Genomic DNA, 25,025 nt, shown 5'->3' with positions numbered 1-25,025 from the left:
GCGGTATAATTTTAAGAATAGGTGAGAATCCACGAAAATGGTCAGGTTGAGATTGACGGAATCGATAAGTTGATTCTGAATGCCTTTATGGACAATGCTAATATACCTGTTTCGCAATTAGCAAAAGAATTAGGTATATCAAATACGGCTGTTCATCAACGTATCAAGAAATTAGAAGCTTCTGGAGTGATTGATTCGACAAAAGTAATTGTAAATCCTTCAATTTTAGGTTATTCAACGATGTCATTTGTTGGTGTTTTTATGGACAAACCTTCTTCTTATAAATTAGTTGTGAAAGCTTTGGAAGAGATTCCAGAAGTAGTGGAAGCTCATTTTACAACGGGAAATTACGGGATTTTCCTTAAAATTTTGAGTCGTGATAATCTACATTTAATGAATGTGTTGAACAAAAAAATTCAGCAAATTGATGGCGTTACACGTACAGAAACTATAATTTCGTTGGAGCAACCAATAGATAGACAAATAAAACTTTAATATACAAAGATGAATATTAATCAATATTTAGACTCGACGTATCTTAAAACACCTGAACAAGCAGGTATTTCGAATTCTGATACATTAGAGATGGTGCATAAGTTAGCACAAGAAGCTATTGATAATGATATCTATGCAGTAATGATTCGTCCTGATTATGTAAGATCAGTTCGTGAATTATTAGATGAGAAAAAATCGAATGTTGTTTTGGGAACTGTAATTGGTTTTCCTGAAGGGACTTACGATTTGAATGAAAAGTTGAGAGAAGCGCAAAAAGCAATTGCTGATGGAGCCGATGAATTAGATTTTGTAGTAAACTACGAAGCGTTCAAAAAAGGTGATAGTGATAAAGTAAAAGAAGAAGTAGAAGCTGCAACATTAGTCGCATTGCGTGAAGGTAAAGTTGTAAAATGGATTATCGAAACTGCTGCTTTAACAGATGAACAGATTGTTGGTATAACACAATTAATTCGTGATACTGTTTTAGAGAAAGCAGGTGAAGAAAATGCATCAAAAGTTTTTGTAAAATCTTCTACAGGTTTTTATAAAACTGAAAATGGAGAACCAAATGGAGCAAACGAGCATGTTATTAAATTGATGCTTGAAAATTCAGGTTCACTTCCAGTGAAAGCTTCTGGTGGAGTTCGCACAACAGAAGAAGCTGAAAAAATGATCGCTTTAGGCGTGAAAAGAATTGGAACATCTTCTGCATTGGCGATTGTAAAAGGAGAGCAAGGAGCAGACGGTTATTAGAAAATTTCTACATTAAAATACGTTTTAAAAGTCTCAATATTTATTGAGACTTTTTTTTATTCATTAAAAATAAGCTTTCTTTTTTAGTTAATTTTTTAAAATACTTAAATAGCATATTGTATTTTATTATTTTTGGAGCACTAAAATTATAACTTGATTTATATCAAGTAATTTGGTTAAAAATGGTCCTAATTTTGCATTGATAACACTGATAAAATAGTATAGACGTATGTTGTGGAATAATCGTAAAGTTTATAATAATTTGGTTTTTGATGTAGGTATAACTGCATTTGAATTGAATGATATCCTACATACAGAAAAATTGAGAAAAGAGTTATCTGTTGATGAGTATTTTGGAATAATCTGGTCTGGTTCTAAAAAATTTGTTCATAAAATAAATGGAAAAGAATATTCGATTCCTAAAAATCATTTTCTTTTTATAGCTCCCAATATCTCTCAAGAATTTGTGAAACAAACTACTCGTACAGATGCTTATTATATTGTTTTTAAACAAGAGTTTTATTCAAAATCAATCGAAGAGAACTTGAAGTTAGAAAATTCTACACTTTTTTCGCGAGATATTATAAATATTGTTGAGAATACAATTTGTTCTGCTCCAATTTTTGAGGCTAATTATTTGCAATATTTCTTTACTGCATTCGAAAATAAATTAGATATGAAGCTTGCTCATAATCTTTTGGAACGTATTATTATCAATGGTCAAATGGAAACATTTGATATGCAAAGCCAATTTATACAAGATGATTTTGATGTAGAACTTGCGACAAAATTCAAAAAACTTTTGCAAGAAAATGTCAAGGAAAATAAACAAGTATCTTTTTACAGTGATAAACTTTTTATTACAAAAAGAAGGTTAGATAAAGCAACTCAAATCGTTTTTGGTAAAACAGCAAAAGAAATGATTGTTGAAGAATTGATTAAAAATGCAAAGATTTTATTAGTCAACTCAAAAATGTCAATAAAAGACATTGCGCTGGAACTCAATTTCCTTCAAGAGACCAATTTTACTGCGTTTTTTAAGAAAAACACGGGGATTTCTCCGACTAAATTCAGACAAAGCACTCCGAATTAAATAGTTAGAAATGTCGTTTTTCATCATCTTTTGGTATGATTTAATCTTTTAAGAATAAAAAACAACTACTACATTTGCATCGCATTTGAGAATAACCAATCTTAAATATATAAACTACCAGTTTATTTAACAAATATTTTTTAATAAATTTTTAACAAATTTTAAAATGATGAAAAAATTAGCATTTTTTTTAACAATTTTCTGTGGATTAGTTTCTGGAACAGCTTTCGCTCAAGATAACACTACGACTGGGCCTGGGCCTAAAACAGCAACAGCAACATTAAACGTAAAACTAAAGCCAATTCAAACAATTGTTATTGGTGGTAATAATACAGTTGATTTAGTATATCAGACTAAAGATGATTATTCTAAGGGTGTAACTGCAAACATGAACGACCACTTAATTGTATATAGTACTGGCGGTTTTGCTGTTAAAGTGAAATCTGATGATGAAAATTTAGTTTTTACAAAAGACGGAAAAACTGATCAAATCGCTGTAAATACAATTAACTTAGTAGCAACTTTAGGTACAGGGAATCAATCAGGATCAACTTTCAGTGCAGTTACATTAGATAAATCAGACAAAAACTTGATTTCTAGTAATGTTGGTGGTACAAATTTAAAATTTAACGTTGCGTATAGTGGAACAGGAGGAGACGCTTATGTTAACAAATATAACAATGTTGAGAATCCTACCGTGTATACAACTACTGTAACTTATACAATAGAAGCACAATAATATAAAAAATAGGAAGTGATATTGAAAAATATCACTTCTGTTTTTGCTTATGAAAGTTCTTCGTTTTTTAACAATCGTTTCTTTTTTAGCTTTAATCGTTTCAACTAAGATTAGTGCACAATCAGGTATTACTGTAAGTCCACCAAGGACTTATTTTGCGTTAAATCCTGGTGAGTCTGAGCGTAAAAAGATTATGGTAACCAATGTAAGTGATGTACATACATTAGAGTTGTCTGTTTCTTTTAATGATTGGAAGTATGATGAGTTTGGAGGTAATGTAGTCTCTGAACCTAATACTTTACCAACAAGTAATGCAAACTGGATCACAGTTTTACCAAGTAATACATTTACACTTTTGCCAAGAGAATCGAAAGAAATAGAAGTTCTGATGCAAGTTCCAGAAAAGATAAATACAGAGAGTGTGCATACAGCAATGATGTACATCACGCAAACAAATCCGATTGCTGGACAAAACAAAAGTGGAGAAAATATTATATTCTCGATTCGTACAGGTATCAAAATTTATCAACGATTAAATATTGCACGTGATACAAATGTAGAGTTTACAAATTTTGTTTACGATAAAACTGAAAATCGTTTGGTGCTTAATATTTCCAATGAAGGAAATGTTTGGAGCGAAGGAACGATTACAAATGAAATCATTAATCAAGAAAATGGTCAACAAACAAAATTGCAAGATGCAGTTTTCTATAGTTTACCCAATGATAAAAGAATTGTATATATACCATTGCCAAAGGATTTGCCAAAAGGCTCGTATATTGTTACCTCAACTTTAAGTTTTGAGAAAGATGATCAATTGAAAATTGCTGAATTGACGTTCTCAAATGATAAATAATAATTTGTTTCAGAAAATAGTTTCAACAATTACAGTATTGTTGACAATGGCAGTTTCTGCTCAGTTTACGTTAAATGCTCATAATAAAGGTTGGGTGTTAGTGAATGGAAGTAGTGGAGTTACAGTGTCTAATGTTGTGGCTGTACAAATGCATATGACTGGTGCATTAAATTATAAAAATTGGTCTTTAGTTGCGCGTGTTGTTTCGCCTATTGTAAATTCTGAGAAAAAAGAATTTCCTGTCGAAAAACTGAAATTGAAATTCAATAATTATACAACTTCTCAATATTATTCAGAGAATTATCCTACGCTAAATCAATTAGGAGTTATTCAGAATAACATCGCGATGAGTTTTTCTCCAAATTATTTTATCCGAAATTCTCCTTTGACTATTGCTACAACTACAGGAAAATATGGTGCAATTGTCTTGAATTATGATATTGTGATAGATGCAGGAACATATCTAAATGCTCTAAAATCATGGAACAATTATCCAATTCAATTCGAGTTTTCTTTATTGAATGAATTTGGAACCCTGATTGGTAAAAGTCTTTTTCCGATTGAAATGCAAATTAGTCCAAACGGAAATTACGAATCAGCTCCGGCGTTTTCTATTGCGGTCGATGGTTCTGCTGTAAATGCAGAATTGGTTTTCAATACAATACAAGATTATAGAAATGGTGTGAAGAAAGAATATCAAAATGGCTTAATTGTTTCTTCTGATACAGCTTACGATATTCAAGTTTCGTCGATTAATCAATATTTACAATCAAGTGATGCGCAGAATTTGGAATTAAATTCAATCAATGTTCAGATAAAAGACATCGAAACAAATAATCTTTCTAAGGTTATAAAACTTTCGAATTACAATCAATCATTGATGACGAATAGTTCTAAAACAGCTTCAAAAAAGTATAATATTATTTATTATACAACTCCGTCGGATAATAAAATTTTGAATAGCAAACCTGGGAATTATTCAACTTCTTTGTTGTACACGATTACACCTTTGTAAAACAATATGTTCTTTTCAATCAATTATTTTCGGAGCGTATTTTTTATTCTGCTTATGCTTGTTAGCGGACAAAATTTGCATGCTCAAGCTATAAATAATGGTTTGAAATTTAGTACAATAAAAGAAGTTAAATTAGAAGATAGCAACAACTTTTCTGTTATTCTTCAATTAGAAAATACAACCAATGATACGATAAATGCTCGTCTAGGACTTAAAATCCCTTCGGCTATAAGATCGTATTCGCAAGATAATCTTCAAATAAAAATCAATCCAAACAAGAAGGCTTTTATTCCTATGCAATTTACGGTGAGTAAATCGCAAATGGCTGGGAAATTAGATTTAGAATTCAATATTATTGATTTTTTAAGCAAAAAAGAAATAGGAAAATCTGTTACTTCAGTTGTTGTTTTGCAAAAGAGAAACATCAAAATTTTTCCTGTCCAGAGTAATATTTTTTACCGTCAAGAAGGAGATTCTATTCATTATGAATTAAAAGTAATGAATATGGGAAATCAAGCCGAAGAAATTTTGTTAACCAATGTACTTCCTGATTTCAGAGGAAGTTATACTTATAATAACAAACGACTTATAGTTGAAGCTTTTCAAGAAAAAATTGTTCGATTTTCTAAATATGTCGACCGAGATATGATGAAAATTGAAAGTTTTCAGGCAAATGTTTCGGGTTATACAACGACCAAAGATTTTGCAGGAAATGTGTTTTTTACGATACAGAATGCAAGTTCCAATCGTGTGTATATAGATCCAACAATGCTAAATCAGAATTGGACCAATTTTTCTTCAAATTATGTTCGATTAACTGCTCGCGATATTAATTCTGCTAATGCGAATTATAACTTAATGGCTCATCAAGAATTTTCGGTTGGGTTGAATGAATTTGCATATAATATTAATGGAACAACTTGGAATAAGAATCAAGACATGGTTTTGACAGATTCTTGGGTGAAATATCAACGCAAAGACAAAGGAATTTTAATCGGATCAATCAATAACAACGATTTTGATATTCCAGTTAACGGACGAGGAGTGATGTTTTTTAATAATTATGATAAGAATGATAACCGAATTGTAGTCGGAACGGTCGAAAAAAATTATAATTTATTAGATGATTTGACGAACGATGTTTTCAAGAATAGCAACACAACTTTTGCGAATGGACGATTTTTAATAAAAGATAAAAACGAATTAGAAACAACAGCTTTGTTTGATAGAACTTATTCTACAACGAACTTTATTTTGACAAATGGTTACAAATGGGTTACACCAAATAAGTGGAATCATTCAGTGAAATTTGGGTATGGTTTATCAAAATTTAAAGAGACGAACAATGTCGAAAACTCGATGTCGATTTCTGCAAATGTTTCTGGAACAATTGGTAAATTTGATTTTTATAGTTCCAATTATTACAGCTCAGGATATTATCCGGGGACACGACGTGGAGCATTGTATCTTAATCAGCGTTTTCAACGAACGTTTTCTAAATTTTCGTTGTGGTCTTCGTTAACGGTTACCAATAACAATCCGAAATCTATCGATCCATATTTGATGAATTATACAAAAGCGAATGAGTCGAAAGCGTTACGTTTTGAGACGGGTATATCATTCAAATTGGCAAGTCATTTTAATGTTTCGATTTCTCCTAAATTGAATTTAGAAAAATCAAATATTCTGAATTATGAGACGTTTAAGTATATGCCGATGGACTTTAAATCAGCTTATTTGAACGGAACATTTACGTGGTTGTCTAATTCTCGTGTGCATCAGTTGGTGTTGAATGCTTTGGGAGGATTTTCTGAACTAAAAGAATTGAGAAATGCTGATCCAATTGTTTATGGACAATTAACGTGGAGTGTTAAAAACTTTCAGTTAAACTCAATTTATCAAAGAGGAAGTATGATGATTGCAGAAGTTTATTCGATGAATAATTTAAATCATCAATTAGAACGTTTTACAAATTCGGCGAGTTTTCGTCAAAGCTTTTTTCAAAAAAAATTAAATACAGCAGTTTCTACTTATTATAATATTGACAAAAATTTTGGAAATACTCTAACTTTTGGAGCTTCTTTAGATTATCAACCCATTGATAATTTTATTGTGAGTACACAAGCTAGTTTTAGTCATTATGATTCGAAAACTTTTAACAACAAACAAACTTATTTGCAGGTTGGTGTTCAATATAATTTGCCTGCGAAACGCACTGTGACAGATGTAAAAGACGGAACATTGAATTTGTTTGTGTTTTATGATTACAATGCAAATGGTATTTTTGATGAAGGTGATAAAGTGGCTGATAGTCGTAATGTAAAGATAAATGAAACGAATTTTATTACAGATTTAGAAGGAAATATCAAGTATAAAAAAGTTCCTTATGGTAATTATATAATCAAACTTCCTGGACAAAAATGGTTTGCACAAGATTTCGCGGTTAATATCAATGCGAAAACGACTTCTATTTCTATTCCAATGCAACAAACTGGTATTGTGAGAGGAAAAGTTGAGTATGAATTATCTTCAAATTTGGAGTATCAGGTTTCGGCAAATTTATTCGGATTTACATTGATTTTTAATCACGAAAATGGACAGGTTTTTACAGTTAAAACAAATGATAGAGGTGAATATACAGCTTTTTTACCTGTCGGAAATTATACGTTTCATCTTGTAGAAAATAGTTTACCAGAACATGTTTATGCAAAAACATATTTGAATAAAGTAACGGTAGAAAAGGAACAAAATACAGAATATGAACCGCTTATTTTGAAAATTAAGGAGCGAAAAGTTAACATCAAACGTTTTGGTAATTAATGGATATTTTGATTTACTTTGCATCAAAATAAAACCTAAATGCCACTAACTTTTTGCCATCCAGCAATTGTTCTTGCGCTAAAAAAGCTAAAATCGAATTGGTTTTCGATGACGAGATTAATCATTGGTTCGATGTCGCCAGATTTAGAATATTTCTCTCGAATGGAGATTGTAGCGAGGTATATTCATTTGTTTTGAGGCGTTTTGTATTTTGATTTACCAATTGCTATTATTTATTGTTTCGTTTTTCACTTATTTGTCCGAAATGTTTTAATTCATCATTTACCTTATTTTTTTAAAGAACGATTTGCTCAATTCCTAGATTTCGATTGGATTGATTATTTCAAAAAACATTGGATAATCATAATTCTCTCAATTATAATAGGAGCTTATTCGCATCTTTTTTGGTATACTTTTACTCACGAATGGGGATTTTTTGCGAAACATGTTCACGCTCTACAGGAAACTTGGGTACAAATTCCTTTCAATAATTTCGAAGTAAAAGGGTATAAATTTTTACAACATTTTAGCAGTTTTTAGGTGCAATTTTTATTGCTTTTTGGATTTATAAAATGCCAAAACAAATTCTTCCTAATACTAAACTTGATTACATTTTTTGGTTAAAAGTAGTTCTATTTACAACAATTATTTCCGCAATACGATTTGTTTTCTTTCCTGTCGAAATTGCTTTAGGAAATATTATTGTTGTTATCGGAATGAGTATTTTTTTGAGTTTGATTATTTTTGGGTTAATGGAGAAACTATTAATAAAAAAATAAAAGGTTATCAAATAATTGACAACCTTTTATTTTAGAAGTGATTAAAAACTCACTTTATCTTTTATATAATTTCCGTTTTGACAGAATTGTTTCAATTCATTTTCGATGAAAATTTCAATAGCTTCCGCATCTTGCGAAGGATACAATAAATGTACATTTGCGCCAGCATCTAATGTGAAATACAAATGATTTCCTGTTTCACGACGGAACTCCCACAATTTTTCTAAAGCAGCAACTGTATTTGGTTTCATCAAAATAAATGCAGGATTCGACATCATCATCATGGCGTGCAATGTCAAAGCTTCATGTTCTACCAATTCTCCAAACGCTTTGATATCGCCAGATTTTAAAATTGGTAATAAAGCTTTTAAGTTTTCATTTGCTTCCACAAAACGACGTTCTGCATACGGATGTCCATTCATTAAATTGTGACCAACAGTAGAAGAAACCGATTTTTGACCTTCGTGAATCAATAAAATGGTATCATGAAAAGTTTTGAAAACATCATGAATTTCGACATCTGGATATTTTGTTCCAAATAAATCTGAACTACCTTCGATAAAATCATTTTCTCCCCATTCAACCAAACCTTTGTAAACCGAACGACAAGCACTTCCAGAACCTAAACGAGCCAAGAAAGAAGCTTTTTTCTTGGCGTCTTCTTCTGATAAATTTGCGCCAAGAATATTCTCAATTTGAACTAAACATAATGCCATTGCCGACATTCCAGAAGCTGAAGAAGCAATTCCAGAACTATGTGGAAAAGAATTATGTGTGTGAACTTCAAATTTGAATTGATTCAAAAATGGAATGTAAGCCGTAATTCTTTCGAAAAAAGTAATGATTTTTGGAGTAAAACTTTCTTTCAATTCACCTTCTAAATAAACTTCAACTTCGAAAGCATCCGATGTTTTTGGCGAAAATTTTAATTCAGTTTCTGTATAGCTATTGGTTAACGTATAACTAATTGAACTATTGGTTGGAATTTGATTTTTCTTTTTTCCCCAATATTTTACCAACGCAATATTTGATGGACTTTTAGCAGAAACGCTTCCTGATTTTAATTCCGAAGCAGTTGTTGAAAGTGTTGAAATGAATTGTTGTTCCATAAAACAAAAGTAAACTATTTTGTAGAATTCAGCTTTTGAAAGCGTTTATAATGATAATCAATTGCTTCTTTGATTGGAATAAATTCGTATTGAAGCAAATTTTTAACTTTAGAATTGTCGTATTTGGTATAAGTTGTCAACGAATAATAATTCGCTTTTGTCATATATTTTCCACCAAAGATTCGACTAAAAATAGATAGATTTTTAATGATTTTCAAGGTTGTATTCGAAACATTTTTGACTGAACGTTTGCTATTGATCGAAACAAGATCAAATACTTCTCGGTAACTTTTATTTTCAGAAATTACCACAAATTTTTGATTGTAAACTTGTTGATTAATTAACTCTAAAAAAATCTTCACCACATCGCGTACATCAACAAATCCTGTTCCGCCCGAAGGAGCATAATCGCTTTTTGATGAATTTTGTTGAAACAAACTTTCGCTTGCACGTTTAGTATCCAAAGTTCCGATGATTACACCAGGATTTATAATAATAACTTTAATACCTTCTTGTGAAGCACGCCAAACTTCCATTTCTGCTCTAAATTTTGAGATAGAATAAGAAGAATGCGTCAAGCCATTATTCCAACCAGAACGTTCGTCAATCATTTTAGTTGCTGGATTCAAATCATCCATCGAAGCAATAGAGCTGATGAAGAAAAATTCTTTCACGCCAGAATCAATCGCTTCATTTACCAAAGTCTCAGTTCCTAAAATATTCGTATTGAAAATTTCTTCTTCTTGACGTTCATCAAACGAAACAAAAGCTGCAGCGTGATAAATTGTTTCGATCCCGTCTAATAAATTCGGAAGTTCAGTTACATCCAACAAATCACCATCAATCCAATGAATAAATTGATAAAACTGTAAAGCGTTTTGTTCTGCAAAGAAATTTTTGATGATTGCTGTGTTCGATGTTTTTCGTTTTAAGGCACGAATAGGTTGTTGCTTTTTTGCCAATTCTACCAACAAATGCGCGCCAACCAAACCTGTTCCTCCCGTTACGAAAATCATACTGAATTATAAATATTTTTTTTTCTTGAACCAAAAGTAAATAAAAATTACCACTAATAACATGACAAGTAAACAAATTGGATAGCCTAATTTGTAATTTAACTCGGGCATGAAATCGAAATTCATTCCATAAATTCCGGCGATAAAAGTTAAGGGTAAGAAAAATGCTGAAAAAACGGTAAGCATTTGCATGATTTCGTTCGATTTTTGTCCATTTAACGAAAGGTAAATTGTTAACAAACTTTGTACATCATCTACAATTTGCGAATGCAAGTGTAACATTTTTACGTTTTCTTCGTACAAATCCTGTGATGAACTTGTCTTTTTGTTATCTGCGCGATATTCTTTCAGTGCTTCAAGCGTATAATCTAATATTTTTTTGCAAGCTGTAGCTTCTCGTTTGATTTTATATAAGGTAGGAAGTTTAATTTTTCTGAAATCATCCGTAAAAATCAAATGTTCGAGTTGATTAACTTCTTCGTCCATTTGATATGCAGGCTCTTCGTAAGTTTTGATGGTTTCGGAAATAATACGATATAAAATACCTTTGATTAAGATTCTAGAAGAATCAGTATTAGCTAAATACTTTTTATGAATTTTGTCAAAAATATCCGTTTCCTTTTGATGAACAGTCACAATAAAATCTGCACCGATGTAAATACTGATTTTGTGACTAAATTCTCGAACAGTGTTTTTCAACATACGGTGTTCTTTATCAAAAAAACGAATTAACAAAAACGAAACTTTTGAATCATCTGATTCATATTTAGGTAAATGTCCAGGCTCCAAACTATCTTCAATCGTTAATTTCTGAAAACAATATTTTGTGGCAATTTCATCTAACTCAATTTTTGTTGGATTTTGTAAATTAATCCATTTGAATTTTTCATTCTCGAAAAGTGTTTGCATGACGATTAGATATTGATTATAATAATACAAAAATATTATATTGTTGAGATTAATTTTATTTATTGATTTTTCATTAAATAGGTGTTATTGTTAAAAATAATTTATTTTATTTAACAATAATTGAAAATATTACTTTATAATGTTAAAAAAACATTTTTTTTTTTAAATCATGTTAAAAAATGTTAATATTGTATTAAAATAAACTATAAATACACATGAGAAAAAAATTGACTTCTTTGTCATTGTTAGCTTTTCTTGGGTTGAGTACAGCAGTATTTGCTCAAACAAAAGGAACAGTGAATGATGCAAATGGTTTTCCTGAAGCTGATATTGAAGTTTCAGTAAAAGGAACTGATAAGGTGGCTTATACAGATGAAAATGGAAACTTTGATATCGACGCAAAAGTTGGTGATGTTTTATTAATTAATGGGACAGAGTATATTGTTACAAATGCAAATTTAGGAGTATTAAAACCTAAAAAGACTGATACAGTAGATCTAGAAGAAACTGTTGTCACTGCTTTTGGAGTTCAGAAAAAAGAAACAGTAGTTGGTTCTATTGGTACTATAAAATCAGAAGACATAGAAAATAGACCAATTTCAAACGTTGCTAAAGTTTTAGATGGTTCTGTTTCTGGGGTGCAAGTTTCTACAGGTTCTGGACAACCAGGTTCTGGATTGAGTGTGCAAATTCGTGGTGTAAGTTCATATACATTGTCTTCTACTCCATTATATATTGTAGATGGTGCTGTATATACAGGGAGTTTACAGGATTTGAATCCAAATGATATTGAGTCTTTGACGGTATTGAAAGATGCTGCCTCAACATCATTATATGGTTCATCAGCTGCGAATGGTGTTGTTATGATTACATCTAAAAAAGGTAAGAAAGGTAAAGGGGCTTTTAGATTTTCTTCTAATACAGGAGTTGTCTCTAGAGCAATCCCTGAATACTCAAGAATTGGAGCTGGAGATTACTATGTGACAGCTTGGGAAGCTATGCGAAATGGAGTTTTAGGAACTACTAATAGTGCAACAAAACTACCTTACACATTAGCAGAGGCAAATGCTTATGCAAACTCTTCTTTAATTAAAGATAACTTAAAAAATAATATTTACGGAGTAGCTAATGATAAAGTTGTTGTAGATGGTAAATTGACAGATGCAGCAATGTTATACAACGACTTTGATTGGCAAGATTATATTTCAAGAATTGGTACTTTTCAAAAGTATGATGTAGATTATTCGGGAGCAACAGATAATACTTCTTATTATGCTGGTTTTGGGTACTCGAAAGAGACAGGTTATGTGATTAAGTCTGATTTTGAACGTTATACTGCTAAGACTAGTATTGATAGTCAAGTAACAGATTGGTTAAAATTAGGAACGAATTTATCTGGTAGTTTAGTGAAATCTACATTAGCAGATGACGGAGGTGGTTCGTCATATATTAATCCATTCTGGTTTACTCGTGCAATGGGGCCAATCTATTCTCCATTCTTATATGATGCAAATGGTAAAAGAGTTTATGATTCTTATGGAAATCCGTTATATGATGGAAATGATTCAAGAGGTAGAGGTGCATCAGCTAGTTCAGGACGTAATGTTTTACAAGAAACATTATTGAATAATAATAGACAAGATACTAATGCTATAAACTCTAGATTTTTTGCAGAATTTAAAATTATACAAGGGCTGACATTTACAACAAACTTAACATATGATGTAAGAAATTACACTTATAAAGAGTATGGTAATAAAGTAATTGGAGATGCAGCAGGAACAGCCTCTTTAGGATTAACAACTTATAAATATACAGGGGTTACTTGGAATCAATTATTAAACTATAAAAAATCAGTAGGGTTACATAATTTTGATGTTATTCTTGGTCATGAATCTTTTGATAGAAAAGTAGATTATGGTTATTTAAGAAAAATTGGAGAAACAGTTTCAGGAATTTATGAAATGTCAAACTTCTTGACACCAACGTCTTCATCTGGATATAATTATGTAATTAGAAAAGAAGGGTATTTTGCTCGATTAAATTATGATTTCAGTAACAAATATTTATTATCTGGATCTATACGTATAGATAAATCATCTAGATTCTCTGATCAAAATTATCAAGGAACTTTCTGGTCTGCAGCAGCAGGATGGAATATACATAAAGAAGCTTTCTTAGCTGGATCTTCTGTTGTTAATGAATTAAAATTAAGAGCTTCTTATGGGCAAGTTGGTAATGATGGAGGAATTGGTGCAGAGCCTGGTTATCAAGTGGATTTAGATCTTTATTCATTAGGTTACAACAATGGAGGTGAGTCGGGAGTTTATCTTGGTCAAGTAGGTAATCCTAATTTAACTTGGGAATCTAAAAATTCTTGGGATTTTGGATTAGATTTCTCTTTGTTTAAAAGAAGAGTATCAGGATCTATTGAATATTATCTTCAAGATATTAATGATATGATTTTTGCAGAACCAGTACCTAATTCTGCTGGGGTTCCAGGAAACTCTATTTATAGAAACATCGGAAAGATGCGTAATAGTGGTTTAGAATTTTCATTGAATTTAGGGATTGTTCGCAATGATAAATTTTCATGGGATTTAGGTTTGATTGCAGCACACAATAAAAATGAAATGATTAAAATGCCAAAAGGTAAAGATGATGCAATTATTAATGGTACAAAACGTATTGCTGAAGGTAGATCTTTATATGAATTTTGGTTACGTCAATGGTACGGAGTAGACCCTACTGATGGAGCTGGTTTATTTATTCAAGATCCTGATAAAGCATCAGATGGAAACTCTAGAACTGTAAATGGAGTTTTAATGACGACTAATCAAAATAATGCGTTGTACGCTTATTCAGGAACTTCTAATCCAGATATTTACGGAAGTGTTACAAATACATTCAAGTTTGGTAATTTTGATTTATCTGTAATGTTAAACTATCAATTAGGAGGAAAAACGTATGATGGGAATTATGCTTCTTTGATGAATAGTTATGCGCAAGGTCAATCTCAACATGTTGATATTTTAAATGCATGGAAAAAACCAGGAGATATAACTTCTGTTCCTATTTTAAGTTCAGCTAATGCTAGTGCAGTAGGAGCAGCTTCAACAAGATGGTTGGTTAAATCTGATTATTTAAACATCAGAAATGCTCAAATCGGATATAACTTTGATAGAAAAGTATTAGATACCGTTGGATTAAAAAACTTTAGAGTTTATTTAGCAGGAGAAAATTTATATGCTTGGACAGCTAAAAAAGGTTTGGAACCAACACAATCTTTCAATGGTACAACGACATATCGTTATACACCTTCAAGAACTGTAAGTTTAGGAGTTAATGTATCATTCTAATCTAAAATTTAAAAAAAAATGAAAAAAATTAAAATTTTAATATCAGCATTAGTTGTATCGTCTCTGTTTTTTACTTCTTGTAATGATGACTTTTTAGATACAACACCATCTTCATCTGTAGGAGATCAAACTATTTATTCTTCGGCAGATAACTTAATGGCAGCTATTAACGGTATGCACCGTAATATGTATGTACGTCAAAACTCTTCTCAAGGTAATAATGGATATACAGCTCAATTAATTATTTCTGATGTGATGGGAGAAGATGTTGTATTTCCAAGTGTGGGTAATGGATGGTTTAGAGACGAAATTAGATGGATTACTCAAAATAATACAAGTTCAGGAACAGCTTCATATCCATGGACATTTTGGTATGGGATGATAAAAAATGCGAATAATATCATTACTTATGGACCAGCTGCTTCAGGAGATCCTTTGTTAAGAGATAAGGCTATTGGGGAAGCTTATGCATATAAAGCATTTGCTTATTTTCAGTTAGTACAAACATATGGTAAAAGATATGTTGCAGGAGACACTAATGCTAATGATGGAATTGTCTTAAGAGATGATCCTACAGAAGTGACACCTAAAGAAAGAGCAACTGTAGCAAAAACTTATGAAGCAATTTGGGAGAATCTTAATAAAGCTGAAACTTTATTAACAGGAAAAACAGCTGCAAATAAATCACATTTTTCTGTAGCAAATATTAAAGGTTTGAAAGCTCGTGTAGCATTAGTGCAACAAGATTATACTAAAGCGGCTCAATTTGCGAAAGAAGCAAGAGGGGTATTGACACTTATGACTCAAACTCAGTATAAAGCTGGTTTTAATGATTATACGAATCCAGAATGGATGTGGGGTGTTAAAATTATTTCTGATCAGACAGATTATTTTGGAAACTTCCATGCGTACATGTCAAGAAATTATAACTCAACACAAATTAGAACAGCTCCTAAAGTAATGAATACGAAATTGTATAATGCATTTCCTTCTACTGATGTGAGAGTACAAGTTGTGGATCCGACAGGAAAACATACAAGTTTAGGTTTGCCATCAAATTATTCGTTATTTGCTTATACATCTCAAAAATTTCTATCAGAAAGTACTGCGTCTTCATTAGGCGATGTGCCATTTATGCGTGTAGCTGAAATGTATTTAATAGAAGCAGAAGCATTATATAAGTTAGGTAAAGAAGCAGATTCGAAAACAGTATTGTCTACTTTAGTAAAGGCAAGAGATACATCTTTTACAACATTTACAACTACTGGAGATGCTTATTACCAACAAATTTTGTTGAATAGACGTTTAGAGTTGTGGGGAGAAGGATTTAGATTCTATGATTTAAAACGTTTAGGGCAAAAACTTGATCGTACTGGAGCAAATCATAATACAACTGTTATTAATAATGTGTATACAATTGAGGCATCAGACAATAGATGGCAGTGGGTAATTCCTCAAGCTGAGATAAACTCAAATCCATTATTAAAACAAAATCCATCATAACATTTTTAATATAATTTATCCTCATTAATTATATACTTAAAATAGAGGTTTTCCATTAGGAAAACCTTGATTTTTTATATCCAAAAATCTCTATTATAATCTACTGAAAAATCATAACTTTGTACCTTGTAAAAATTAGATAAAAAATATATTAAAATACTATGAATCCATTAATTGAAGAATTGACTTGGAGAGGACTGGTTCACAATATTATGCCAGGGACAGAAGAACAACTAAATAAAGAAATGACTTCTGGTTATGTAGGTTTCGATCCTACAGCAGATTCTCTTCACGTGGGAAGTTTGGTTCCTATTTTCTTATTGGTTCATTTGCAACGTCACGGTCATCGTCCAATCGCCTTGGTTGGTGGTGCAACTGGTTTTATCGGTGATCCTACTGGTAAAGCAGCAGAGAGAAGTTTATTAGACGAAGAAACATTGAATAAATATGTTGCTGGAATTAAAGCACAATTGTCTCGTTTCTTAGATTTTGATACGAATAATGGAAATTCAGCTTTATTGGTGAATAACTATGATTGGATGAAAGATTTTTCGTTCATCGATTTTGCACGTAATGTCGGAAAACACATTACTGTAAATTATATGATGGCAAAAGATTCTGTAAAATCTAGACTATCTTCTGAATCGAATGTCGGAATGTCTTTCACAGAATTTACATATCAATTGATTCAAGGATATGATTATTTACATTTGTACAAAGAATTAGGTGCAAAATTGCAAATGGGAGGTTCTGATCAATGGGGAAATATTACAACAGGAACAGAATTAATTCGTCGTACAGTACAAGGTGAAGCTTTTGCTTTTACTTGTCCATTAACAACTAAAGCGGACGGAACTAAATTTGGGAAATCGGAAGGTGGTGAAAATATTTGGTTAGATAAAAACCGTACTTCTCCTTATAAATTCTACCAATTTTGGTTAAATCAAGCGGATGCTGATGCTGAACGTTACATCAAAATTTATACGTTCTTAGAAAAAGAAGCGATTGATGATTTAATCGAGCGTCATCGTCAAGAGCCACATTTACGCGAATTACAACGTAAATTAGCAACTGAAATTACAATTTTAGTTCATGGTGTTGAAGAATTACGCAAAGCGGAAAAAGCCTCTCAAGTTTTATTCGGAAAATCAACTTCAGAAGATTTGAAAGAATTAGATGGAGATACTTTCTTATCAGTTTTCGAAGGTGTGCCTCAAGCAACTATTGCAAAAACTGATATCGAAGCGGGATTGGATATTGTTACTGCTTTAGCAGAAAAATCAGGCTTCTTAAAATCAAATTCAGAAGCGCGTCGTGAATTAAAAGCAAACGCAATTTCTGTAAACAAAGAAAAAGTAGCGGAAGAATTTGTATTAACAACAGAAAATTTAATTGCTGATAAATATGTTTTATTACAAAAAGGTAAAAAGAATTATTTCATCTTAATTGTTGAATAATTTTTTAGATAAAACATTTCCAAAATAGAAAGCAAGCTGAATTAAGCTTGCTTTTTGTTTTGAAAACTATTTTTTTATCTCAATTCTGAAAGATAATTTTTTATGGCTTCTGAAAGATTTCCGGTTGAATTTTCTAAAACGCGTAAAAAAGCACTTCCTATAATTGCTCCATTTGCGTAATTCCAAGCTTTTTCTACATCAGCCTTTGTCGAAATCCCAAATCCAATTTGATGTGGTTTTGTTAAGCCTAGATTTTTAACATTTGACAAAAAATCTTCATTATAATTAGATTCTGTTGCACCTGTAGTTGCAGAACTAGAAACAATATAAACAAATCCAGAAGTTGCATCATTAATCTCTTTGATGCGTTTTTCTGTTGTTAAAGGTGTAATTAGAAAAGTAACTTTTTGATCGTATTTCTCAAATAATTCTTTGTGTTGTGCCAAGTAAATTTCGTACGGCATATCAGGTAATATCAACCCTGAAACTCCACTTTCTTGACAATTTTGTAAGAATTTTTCTAATCCAAATGTCATCACTTGATTGTAGTAACCCATCAAAACAATTGGTGCAGAAATTTCATTTTGAACCGATTTTAATTGCTCAAACAAAATATCTAATGTCATTCCATTTGCTAACGCTTTTTCACTTGTAGCTTGTATTGTTGGACCATCAGCTAAAGGATCAGAATATGGAATACCGACTTCGATAATGTCAACATTATTTTGATCTAATTCTTTTAAAATAACAAGAGTATCCGATAAATTCGGATACCCAGCTGTTGTGTATATTGTAATGAGGTTTTTATTTTTTTGACTAAATAATTGCTCTAATTTGTTCATTTTTATTTTGCTTGTTTTAATAAGATTGTATAGACTGGAAAGTGGTCAGAATAACCGTTTGCACGATAAGTATCGCCGCTCCACATACGGTTAGGGAAGCCTTTATATGCACCTTCTGTCGCTTTTAAATAATCTTTGTTGTAAATTTCAGTTTTGAAGATTTTATACGTTGAATAATCTTTATTTTTTGTAACCAATGATGAAGTTGAGATAAATTGATCAAATAGATTCCAAGCATCACGATAAGCTAAAGTACCAACACCTTTTTTATATAAAGGTAACATAGGATCGTAATATCCGTTATCCGAAACTTTAGCAATTTCTCCAGCCGGATCAAATATGTTTTTAATACTTGGAGAAATAGGATCATCATTAAAATCACCCATTGCAATTACTTTTGCATTTGGATTTTTAGATTTTAACTCATCAAAAATTCCTTTCATCACCTTTGCTGCTTCCATACGAGCTGGCATCGAAACTTTTTCTCCACCACTACGAGAAGGCCAGTGATTCACTAAAAAAGTGATTTCTTCACCGTCTAATAAACCTGTAACTTGTAGAATATCACGCGTATATTTGCGTTTACCTTCAGCATCATAATTGAAAATTGGATGAGGTCTTGCATCAATAACCTTGAAACGAGATTTTTGATACAATAAACCTGTATCAACTCCACGAGCATCAAACGAATTGAAATGAACAACACCATAATCGTATTTTTTCAAAGCAGAGCTTTTTGCTAAATCTTCTAAAGTTTCTCTTGTCTCGATCTCACAAATACCTACGATTACTGGAGCAGAGCCTGTAACATCTGCGCCTAATTCGCTAATAACTTTTGAAATATTATTGACTTTTTGGAAATATTTTTCTGTATTCCATCTTTTATTTCCGTTTGGTAAAAATTCTTCTTGAAGAATTAATGGACGGATAATTTTCTTTCCTTTTATATTTTCGTACGTATAACTTTGTTTGAATTCTTCTGTTTCGTACTTCGATATGTCAGATTCTGCAATCTGAATGTGATAATTTTTGTCATTAAAAGGTAAAGTTCCATTTACATATCCAACTGATTTTATGGTGTCAAAAAGATTTTCAACATTGTAAAAGGCTACAGTTGCACTTGAATATTTGCTTTGAGCTTTAACATTTAACGTTAAGAATAAATTAAAAATTATTAATAAAGTTAAAGATTTATTAATTTTAAACATATGTTATTAATTATGAATTTATTAAATTTGTTGTCCTATTTTTTCTGATGAAGGAAATAGAGAGCTAATTTATAAATAAAAATTCGTTTGAATGAACAAATTATTGTTAAGTCTTTCAGTCTTTGCTGCAACTGTCGCTATGGCGCAGGCGCAAACAAAGGTTACTGGGGTAGCAAAAAATGCTGCTACAGGTGAAGAGGTTTATAACCTCACTGTACGTTTGGACGGAGGAGCAGTAAGCGATGCTGCTATCACCGATCGTATAGGTTATTTTCAGTTTGTAGATATTCCGGATGGAACATACAAATTACAAGTTTATGGCGTGGGCTATGACCCATATGAAAAAGAAATCACTGTAACAGGGCAAAAAGAGCTTGACTTAGGTGATATTAAATTAACATTTAATCCAAATACAGCAGAAGTTGGAATTATTACATTAACAGATGATGAATTATCTGATGATGAAAGTTCGACAGCTTCAAATTCAGGACTTTTACAATCTTCGCGCGATGTTTTTGCTCGCGTTTCTGCGTACGAATTAGGTTCGTATTGGTTTAAACCAAGAGGTTTAGACAACAAATATAATGACGTATTATTTAATGGGGTTCGTATGAACAAAATGGATAATGGTCGTGCAACTTTTAATAACTGGGGAGGTTTGAATGATGTAACTCGTCGTCCAGATGAGTTAACATACGGAATCGAACCTTCTAATTATGCTTTTGGAGATTTAGGAGGAGTTACAAATTTTGATACTCGACCTTCAACAATGCGTAAAGGAGTAAGTTTGGCTTATTCTAATACAAATCGTTCATACAGAAATCGTGTAATGGCAACATACAATACAGGATTAATGGATAACGGTTGGGCATTTATGGTTTCAGGAAGTAGACGTTGGGCAGATGAAGGTATTATAGAAGGTACTTTTTATGATGCATATGCTTACTATTTAGGTGTTGAGAAAAAGTTTAATGAAAAACATACCTTAAACTTTACAAGTTTTGGTGCGCCAACTCGTCGTTCTACAGGTTCACCTAATACGCAAGAGGTGGTGGATATGATGGGGATATATTATAATGGATATTGGGGTTGGCAAGATGGTGAAAAACGTAATGAACGTGTAAAGAAAACTTTCGAACCAATTAATATGTTGACGCATCATTGGAATATTAATAATAAATCAAAATTAACGACAACTATTTCTTACCAATTTGGAGAAGAAAGTAGTTCACGTTTAGATTGGTATAATGCGTACAACCCATCTCCTTTATATTATAGAAATTTACCTTCTCAAGCTAATAATAAAGCTTCTTGGTTGAATGGAACGGCTTCTCAATTGGATTGGAGTTCATTATATAAGTTTAATCAAGGAATTAGCGATGGTTATTCTGCATTTTGGTTAGGTAGTGATGTTAATAAAGATAAAACATATTCTGCTTATACAAATTTTCAAACAGAATTAACACCAAATATAGATGTCGTTTTGGCAGCTTCTTATCAGAAAACAAAATCAGAGTTATTTCGTAGAGTAGAAGATTTGTTAGGAGGAGGTTTTGTAAAAGGAGAAGATTCTTTTAGTAGAACTCCGACAGATGCTAATAATCCAGATATGATTTCTTACAAAGATGATCGTTATGGTTATAATTATGAGATTAATAGAGATTATGCTGATTTGTTTGCTCAATCTAAAATAAAAGGAAAATTTTTAGATGTAACAATAGGTATGAAAGCTGCAATGACAAAATTCTATAGAGAAGGTAAATATAGAAATGGAATTTATCTTGATTCATCTTATGGAAAAAGTAAAACTTACGATTTCTTAGATTTTGGTGTTAAATCAAATTTTTTAGTGAAATTAGATGGGCGTAACTTTATTCAAGCAAATGTATTGTATCAAACTGAAGCTCCAACTTCTGATGAGATTTTTCCAAATGCTCGTGTAAATGAAGTAACTGTTGATGGAGTAAAAAGTGCAAAAATATTCTCAAGTGATTTGTCATATATCCTAAGAGCTCCACGTATAAAAGCACGTGCGACAGCTTTCTATACAAGAACTAAAGACGAAGTTAAGAAATCGTTTGGTTATATCGACGGAACAAATGATCAAATATTTGTATCTGAAGTAATGACAGGTGTAGGAAAAGAGTATTTGGGAACAGAGTTAGCTGTAGAGGCACAAGTATTACCGGTTCTTACAGTTTCTGCTGTTGCAGCCATAGGGCAGTATGTTTATAAAGATAATGCAGATTATAATTTATATTCTGATGATTATGCAAGAAACGAAGGTGTCGCTTATAAGAATTATGGAGAAGCTTATATAAAGAACTATAAATTAGGAGGTGGACCACAAACAGGATTTTCTTTAAGTGCCGAATACCGTGATCCAAAATTCTGGTGGATTGGTGTATCTGGAAACTATTTAATGAACAATTATTTAGATATAGCTGCATATAGAAGAACAGATCGTTTTGTAAAAACAGAAGAAGGTTATCCAATTGAAGGTATAACAGAAGAAGGTTTAAAAGAAGTTCTTAGACAACCTAAAATGGATGATCAATTTATGTTAAATATCAATGTTGGTAAAACATTTCGTATTGGTAAATATTCTGCAGGAATTTCAGGAACAATCAATAATGTCTTGAATAATAAAGATTATGTAACCGGAGGATTTGAACAAATGAGAACAGGGAAATATACGAATGCAATAGATCCTACTTATCAAAAAACATTTGGTCCAAAATTGTGGTATGGAATGGGAACAACTTATTTCGCGAACCTTTACTTCAGATTTTAATCAATTTTTAAGAAAAATACAATGAATACAATAACTAAAATAACTATAGCTGTAGCCTTAAGTTTAGGTTTATTTACAGCGCAATCGTGTGTACAAGATGATGATTATTCGGTTCCATCTTTGGATTGTCCACAAAAAAAAGAAGCAAACATTACAATTAAAGATTTATTAGATCAAGTATCAAACAAAACCTTGAAAGTTGATGATAAAGGAATGGTTGTAGAAGACTTGATAGTAGAAGGAATTGTTATTACAAGTGACGAGTCTAGAAACTTACCAAATACAATTTCTTTTCAAGACAAAGCTTCTGGAGCAACAGCTGGTATACAAATAGAATTAGCAGAACGCTCTGTTTATGGATTTTATCCAATAGGAAGTACAGTTCAGGTTTATTTAAAAGGACTTAAAGTTGCTGAAGATCGTGGAACAATTAGAATTGGTACTAAGTTAACAGGAGGTCAAGCAACTACTTTCGACTTAGATCGTATGCCAAAAGAATTGAGAGAAAAAGTATTTATCAAAACGTGTGATCCAATTCAAACAATTGCTCCTAAAGAAGTAAATAGTCTTGCAGAAGCTTTGAAACCAGAAAATGTAAATACGTTGGTGAAAATAAACAATGTACAATTTGAGTCTCCAGAAGTAGCACAAACTTATTATCCAGTAGGATCAACTTCAACAGCTGATAATGTGAAATTAGTTGATAAAAAAGGAGGTAAGGTTGATTTAAGAACAAATAGTTCCGCTTCTTTTAAAGATGTAGAGTTGCCAACTGGAAGTGGAGAGATAACAGTTCTTGTGAGTAAGTATAATTCTTCATATCAAGTATATATCCGTGATACAAAAGATGTTAACTTTGATCAACCTCGTTTTGATGTAGGTGGAGGCCAAAATCCAGGTGGAGGCAATAATTCCGAAGCAGCAAATTTATTGTTCAAAGGTTCTGATTTCAATGTTTGGGCTGACTTTTTATCTTCTATTAACTCTTTTGGCTTAGTGAAAGATACCTATGCAACTAGCGGAGTTGGTGTTGGTAGAGATAACACAAATGCATTACTTTTAAAAGGAACACCAAAAGCAAATGATTACGTATTTACAACTATTGTAAATAATACAATTCCTGCAACTCCAAAGAAAATTACATTTTATGTAAAAGGAACATCTGGGAAATCATTGTCACTAAATGTGTATAAATCTGATAAAAAATACGTAGTATATAATGTAGGAGATTTATCGAATGCAAATGTATCTTTATCACCAATTGATGCAAATCAATATACAGGTAAAATTGATACTAAAGGCGAATGGGTTCTTGTTACTCTAAATATTGAAGGAGTAGATATTCAAAAAACTGCTGGTGAAAATATTTTTGCACTAAAAGTAGGAAAAGATGAAGCTTATGATTTAGTTATCGATAATATCAAAATTGACTAATTAATCAGTTTAAATATTATAATAAAAAAGGCAACCAATTGGTTGCCTTTTTTGTTTTTATTAGGTTAATATATTCCTAAATATTCTTCATTTTTTAACGTGATTTCACTTTCTGAAATGTATAAAATTCAAATAAAAATTATCTGTTAATGAGTATCGATTTTAATTTTATAAAAAAAATAAAAAAAAGATTTATTAATCATTTAATAAGTATTTAATAATGGATAATTGATAAAAATAAAGCAATGTATGTCTTATTTGGATAAAATGTTAATTATGTATCATTCGTTTTTTCTATAGAAAATAGTGTTCAGATTTGTTACCCTATTTTATAAAAATAAGACTATGAAGAGAATTGGATATCCTAACAAAACTTCCGTAGTAAGAAAAGATATAAGACACCCGTTGTGCATTTTGATTAATAAATAATATAGTTGTTCATTTCATTGAAAATAAGTAAATTAATTTAACTTTAAAACATTTACAATGAACAACTTAGTTGCTAATTATGAAAGAATATTGGAAGTTCTACGAAAAATTTCCACAGATACACTTTTAATTTATCAACGTAGAAGACCTAAACTTTTTGATTTAGAACTCATAAGTCTTGTTTTAACAGCTGAATTTATGGGTATTGATAGTGAAAATCATTTATTTCGAAATCTTCCTAAAGCGCTAAGTTGTAAAATTGAGCGTAGTATTTACAATCGTAGAAAACGAAGATTATCAGAGCAAATTAATAGTATTCGACTTAAATTAGCGAAAGAATTTAATGAATTTAAAAATTGTTTTATCGTTGATAGTATGCCCTTGGAGGTGTGTAAAATAACAAGAATTAATCACT

Annotated in this window: 18 protein-coding genes and 2 pseudogenes; 15 read left to right on the top strand and 5 right to left on the bottom strand. The window is 31.3% G+C overall.

Going from position 1 to position 25,025, the window contains the following annotated elements:
- Positions 1 to 21: 21 nt before the first annotated feature.
- The 9 genes and pseudogenes from B3578_RS08610 to B3578_RS08570 all read left to right on the top strand — a co-directional run bounded on the left by B3578_RS08610 (position 22) and on the right by B3578_RS08570 (position 8,550).
- The gene (locus tag B3578_RS08610) at positions 22 to 495 is read left to right on the top strand and encodes an Lrp/AsnC ligand binding domain-containing protein (RefSeq protein WP_114998761.1); all 474 of its coding nucleotides are present in this window, start codon (positions 22 to 24) and stop codon (positions 493 to 495) included.
- A 9-nt stretch (positions 496 to 504) separates the two neighbouring features.
- Entirely contained in the window at positions 505 to 1,248 is a 744-nt protein-coding gene (deoC, locus tag B3578_RS08605) for a deoxyribose-phosphate aldolase (RefSeq protein WP_280045461.1), read from the top strand.
- 229 nt (positions 1,249 to 1,477) lie between these two features.
- Entirely contained in the window at positions 1,478 to 2,341 is an 864-nt protein-coding gene (locus B3578_RS08600) for a helix-turn-helix domain-containing protein (protein WP_291047863.1), read from the top strand.
- Between the two features lie 169 nt (positions 2,342 to 2,510).
- Positions 2,511 to 3,080, top strand: a complete 570-nt coding sequence (locus tag B3578_RS08595; RefSeq protein ID WP_291047861.1) for a hypothetical protein — start codon at positions 2,511 to 2,513, stop codon at positions 3,078 to 3,080.
- Positions 3,081 to 3,129: 49 nt separating this feature from the next.
- Positions 3,130 to 3,936, top strand: coding sequence for a molecular chaperone (locus B3578_RS08590; RefSeq protein ID WP_291047860.1), 807 nt, complete (start codon positions 3,130 to 3,132; stop codon positions 3,934 to 3,936).
- Positions 3,926 to 4,951 (top strand): hypothetical protein, encoded by a 1,026-nt coding sequence (locus tag B3578_RS08585; RefSeq protein ID WP_291047859.1) that lies wholly within the window; start codon positions 3,926 to 3,928, stop codon positions 4,949 to 4,951. The genes B3578_RS08590 and B3578_RS08585 overlap by 11 nt, the downstream gene beginning before the upstream one ends.
- 102 nt (positions 4,952 to 5,053) lie before the next feature.
- Entirely contained in the window at positions 5,054 to 7,771 is a 2,718-nt protein-coding gene (locus tag B3578_RS08580) for a hypothetical protein (protein WP_291047857.1), read from the top strand.
- Between the two features lie 39 nt (positions 7,772 to 7,810).
- Positions 7,811 to 8,311: pseudogene (locus B3578_RS08575) on the top strand (DUF4184 family protein).
- 32 nt (positions 8,312 to 8,343) lie between these two features.
- Positions 8,344 to 8,550, top strand: coding sequence for a hypothetical protein (locus B3578_RS08570; RefSeq protein ID WP_286495245.1), 207 nt, complete (start codon positions 8,344 to 8,346; stop codon positions 8,548 to 8,550).
- A 41-nt stretch (positions 8,551 to 8,591) separates the two neighbouring features.
- On the opposite strand, the gene B3578_RS08565 is transcribed toward B3578_RS08570, so the two are convergent.
- The 3 genes from B3578_RS08565 to B3578_RS08555 are packed head-to-tail and all read right to left on the bottom strand — an operon-like array spanning position 8,592 to position 11,584.
- Entirely contained in the window at positions 8,592 to 9,659 is a 1,068-nt protein-coding gene (locus tag B3578_RS08565) for a diphosphomevalonate/mevalonate 3,5-bisphosphate decarboxylase family protein (RefSeq protein ID WP_125350010.1), read from the bottom strand.
- Between the two features lie 14 nt (positions 9,660 to 9,673).
- Complete coding sequence (locus B3578_RS08560) at positions 9,674 to 10,675, bottom strand: NAD-dependent epimerase/dehydratase family protein (protein ID WP_291047854.1); 1,002 nt, start codon at positions 10,673 to 10,675, stop codon at positions 9,674 to 9,676.
- A gap of 6 nt (positions 10,676 to 10,681) precedes the next feature.
- Positions 10,682 to 11,584, bottom strand: a complete 903-nt coding sequence (locus B3578_RS08555) for a CorA family divalent cation transporter (RefSeq protein ID WP_291047852.1) — start codon at positions 11,582 to 11,584, stop codon at positions 10,682 to 10,684.
- A 215-nt stretch (positions 11,585 to 11,799) separates the two neighbouring features.
- Between B3578_RS08555 and B3578_RS08550 the strand changes: the two genes are divergently transcribed.
- The 3 genes from B3578_RS08550 (at position 11,800) to tyrS (ending at position 17,903) form a co-directional block, all read left to right on the top strand.
- Positions 11,800 to 14,943, top strand: coding sequence for a SusC/RagA family TonB-linked outer membrane protein (locus B3578_RS08550; protein ID WP_286495243.1), 3,144 nt, complete (start codon positions 11,800 to 11,802; stop codon positions 14,941 to 14,943).
- An 18-nt stretch (positions 14,944 to 14,961) separates the two neighbouring features.
- Entirely contained in the window at positions 14,962 to 16,446 is a 1,485-nt protein-coding gene (locus B3578_RS08545; RefSeq protein ID WP_291047849.1) for a RagB/SusD family nutrient uptake outer membrane protein, read from the top strand.
- A gap of 161 nt (positions 16,447 to 16,607) precedes the next feature.
- Positions 16,608 to 17,903, top strand: a complete 1,296-nt coding sequence (gene tyrS / locus B3578_RS08540) for a tyrosine--tRNA ligase (RefSeq protein WP_280050042.1) — start codon at positions 16,608 to 16,610, stop codon at positions 17,901 to 17,903.
- 74 nt (positions 17,904 to 17,977) lie between these two features.
- On the opposite strand, the gene trpA is transcribed toward tyrS, so the two are convergent.
- Together trpA and B3578_RS08530 are read right to left on the bottom strand one after the other, a co-directional pair.
- Positions 17,978 to 18,745: a tryptophan synthase subunit alpha gene (gene trpA, locus B3578_RS08535; protein ID WP_291047847.1), complete on the bottom strand. Its 768-nt coding sequence runs from the start codon at positions 18,743 to 18,745 to the stop codon at positions 17,978 to 17,980.
- A gap of 2 nt (positions 18,746 to 18,747) precedes the next feature.
- Positions 18,748 to 19,953 carry an endonuclease gene (locus tag B3578_RS08530; protein WP_291047845.1) on the bottom strand — a complete coding sequence of 402 codons (1,206 nt, stop codon included), beginning with the start codon at positions 19,951 to 19,953 and terminating at the stop codon, positions 18,748 to 18,750.
- A gap of 91 nt (positions 19,954 to 20,044) precedes the next feature.
- On the opposite strand from B3578_RS08530, the gene B3578_RS08525 reads away from it, so the two are divergent.
- The 3 genes and pseudogenes from B3578_RS08525 to B3578_RS08515 all read left to right on the top strand — a co-directional run.
- Entirely contained in the window at positions 20,045 to 22,747 is a 2,703-nt protein-coding gene (locus B3578_RS08525) for a carboxypeptidase regulatory-like domain-containing protein (RefSeq protein ID WP_291047843.1), read from the top strand.
- A 21-nt stretch (positions 22,748 to 22,768) separates the two neighbouring features.
- Positions 22,769 to 24,181: a DUF5689 domain-containing protein gene (locus B3578_RS08520; RefSeq protein ID WP_291047841.1), complete on the top strand. Its 1,413-nt coding sequence runs from the start codon at positions 22,769 to 22,771 to the stop codon at positions 24,179 to 24,181.
- A gap of 486 nt (positions 24,182 to 24,667) precedes the next feature.
- Positions 24,668 to 25,025, top strand: a pseudogene (locus tag B3578_RS08515) (IS982 family transposase); the annotation flags it as partial.

Source organism: Empedobacter sp. UBA1574, assembly GCF_002322895.1.
GTDB classification, from domain to species: Bacteria; Bacteroidota; Bacteroidia; order Flavobacteriales; family Weeksellaceae; genus Empedobacter; species Empedobacter falsenii_B.
This window is presented reverse-complemented; position numbering and strand designations above follow the sequence as displayed.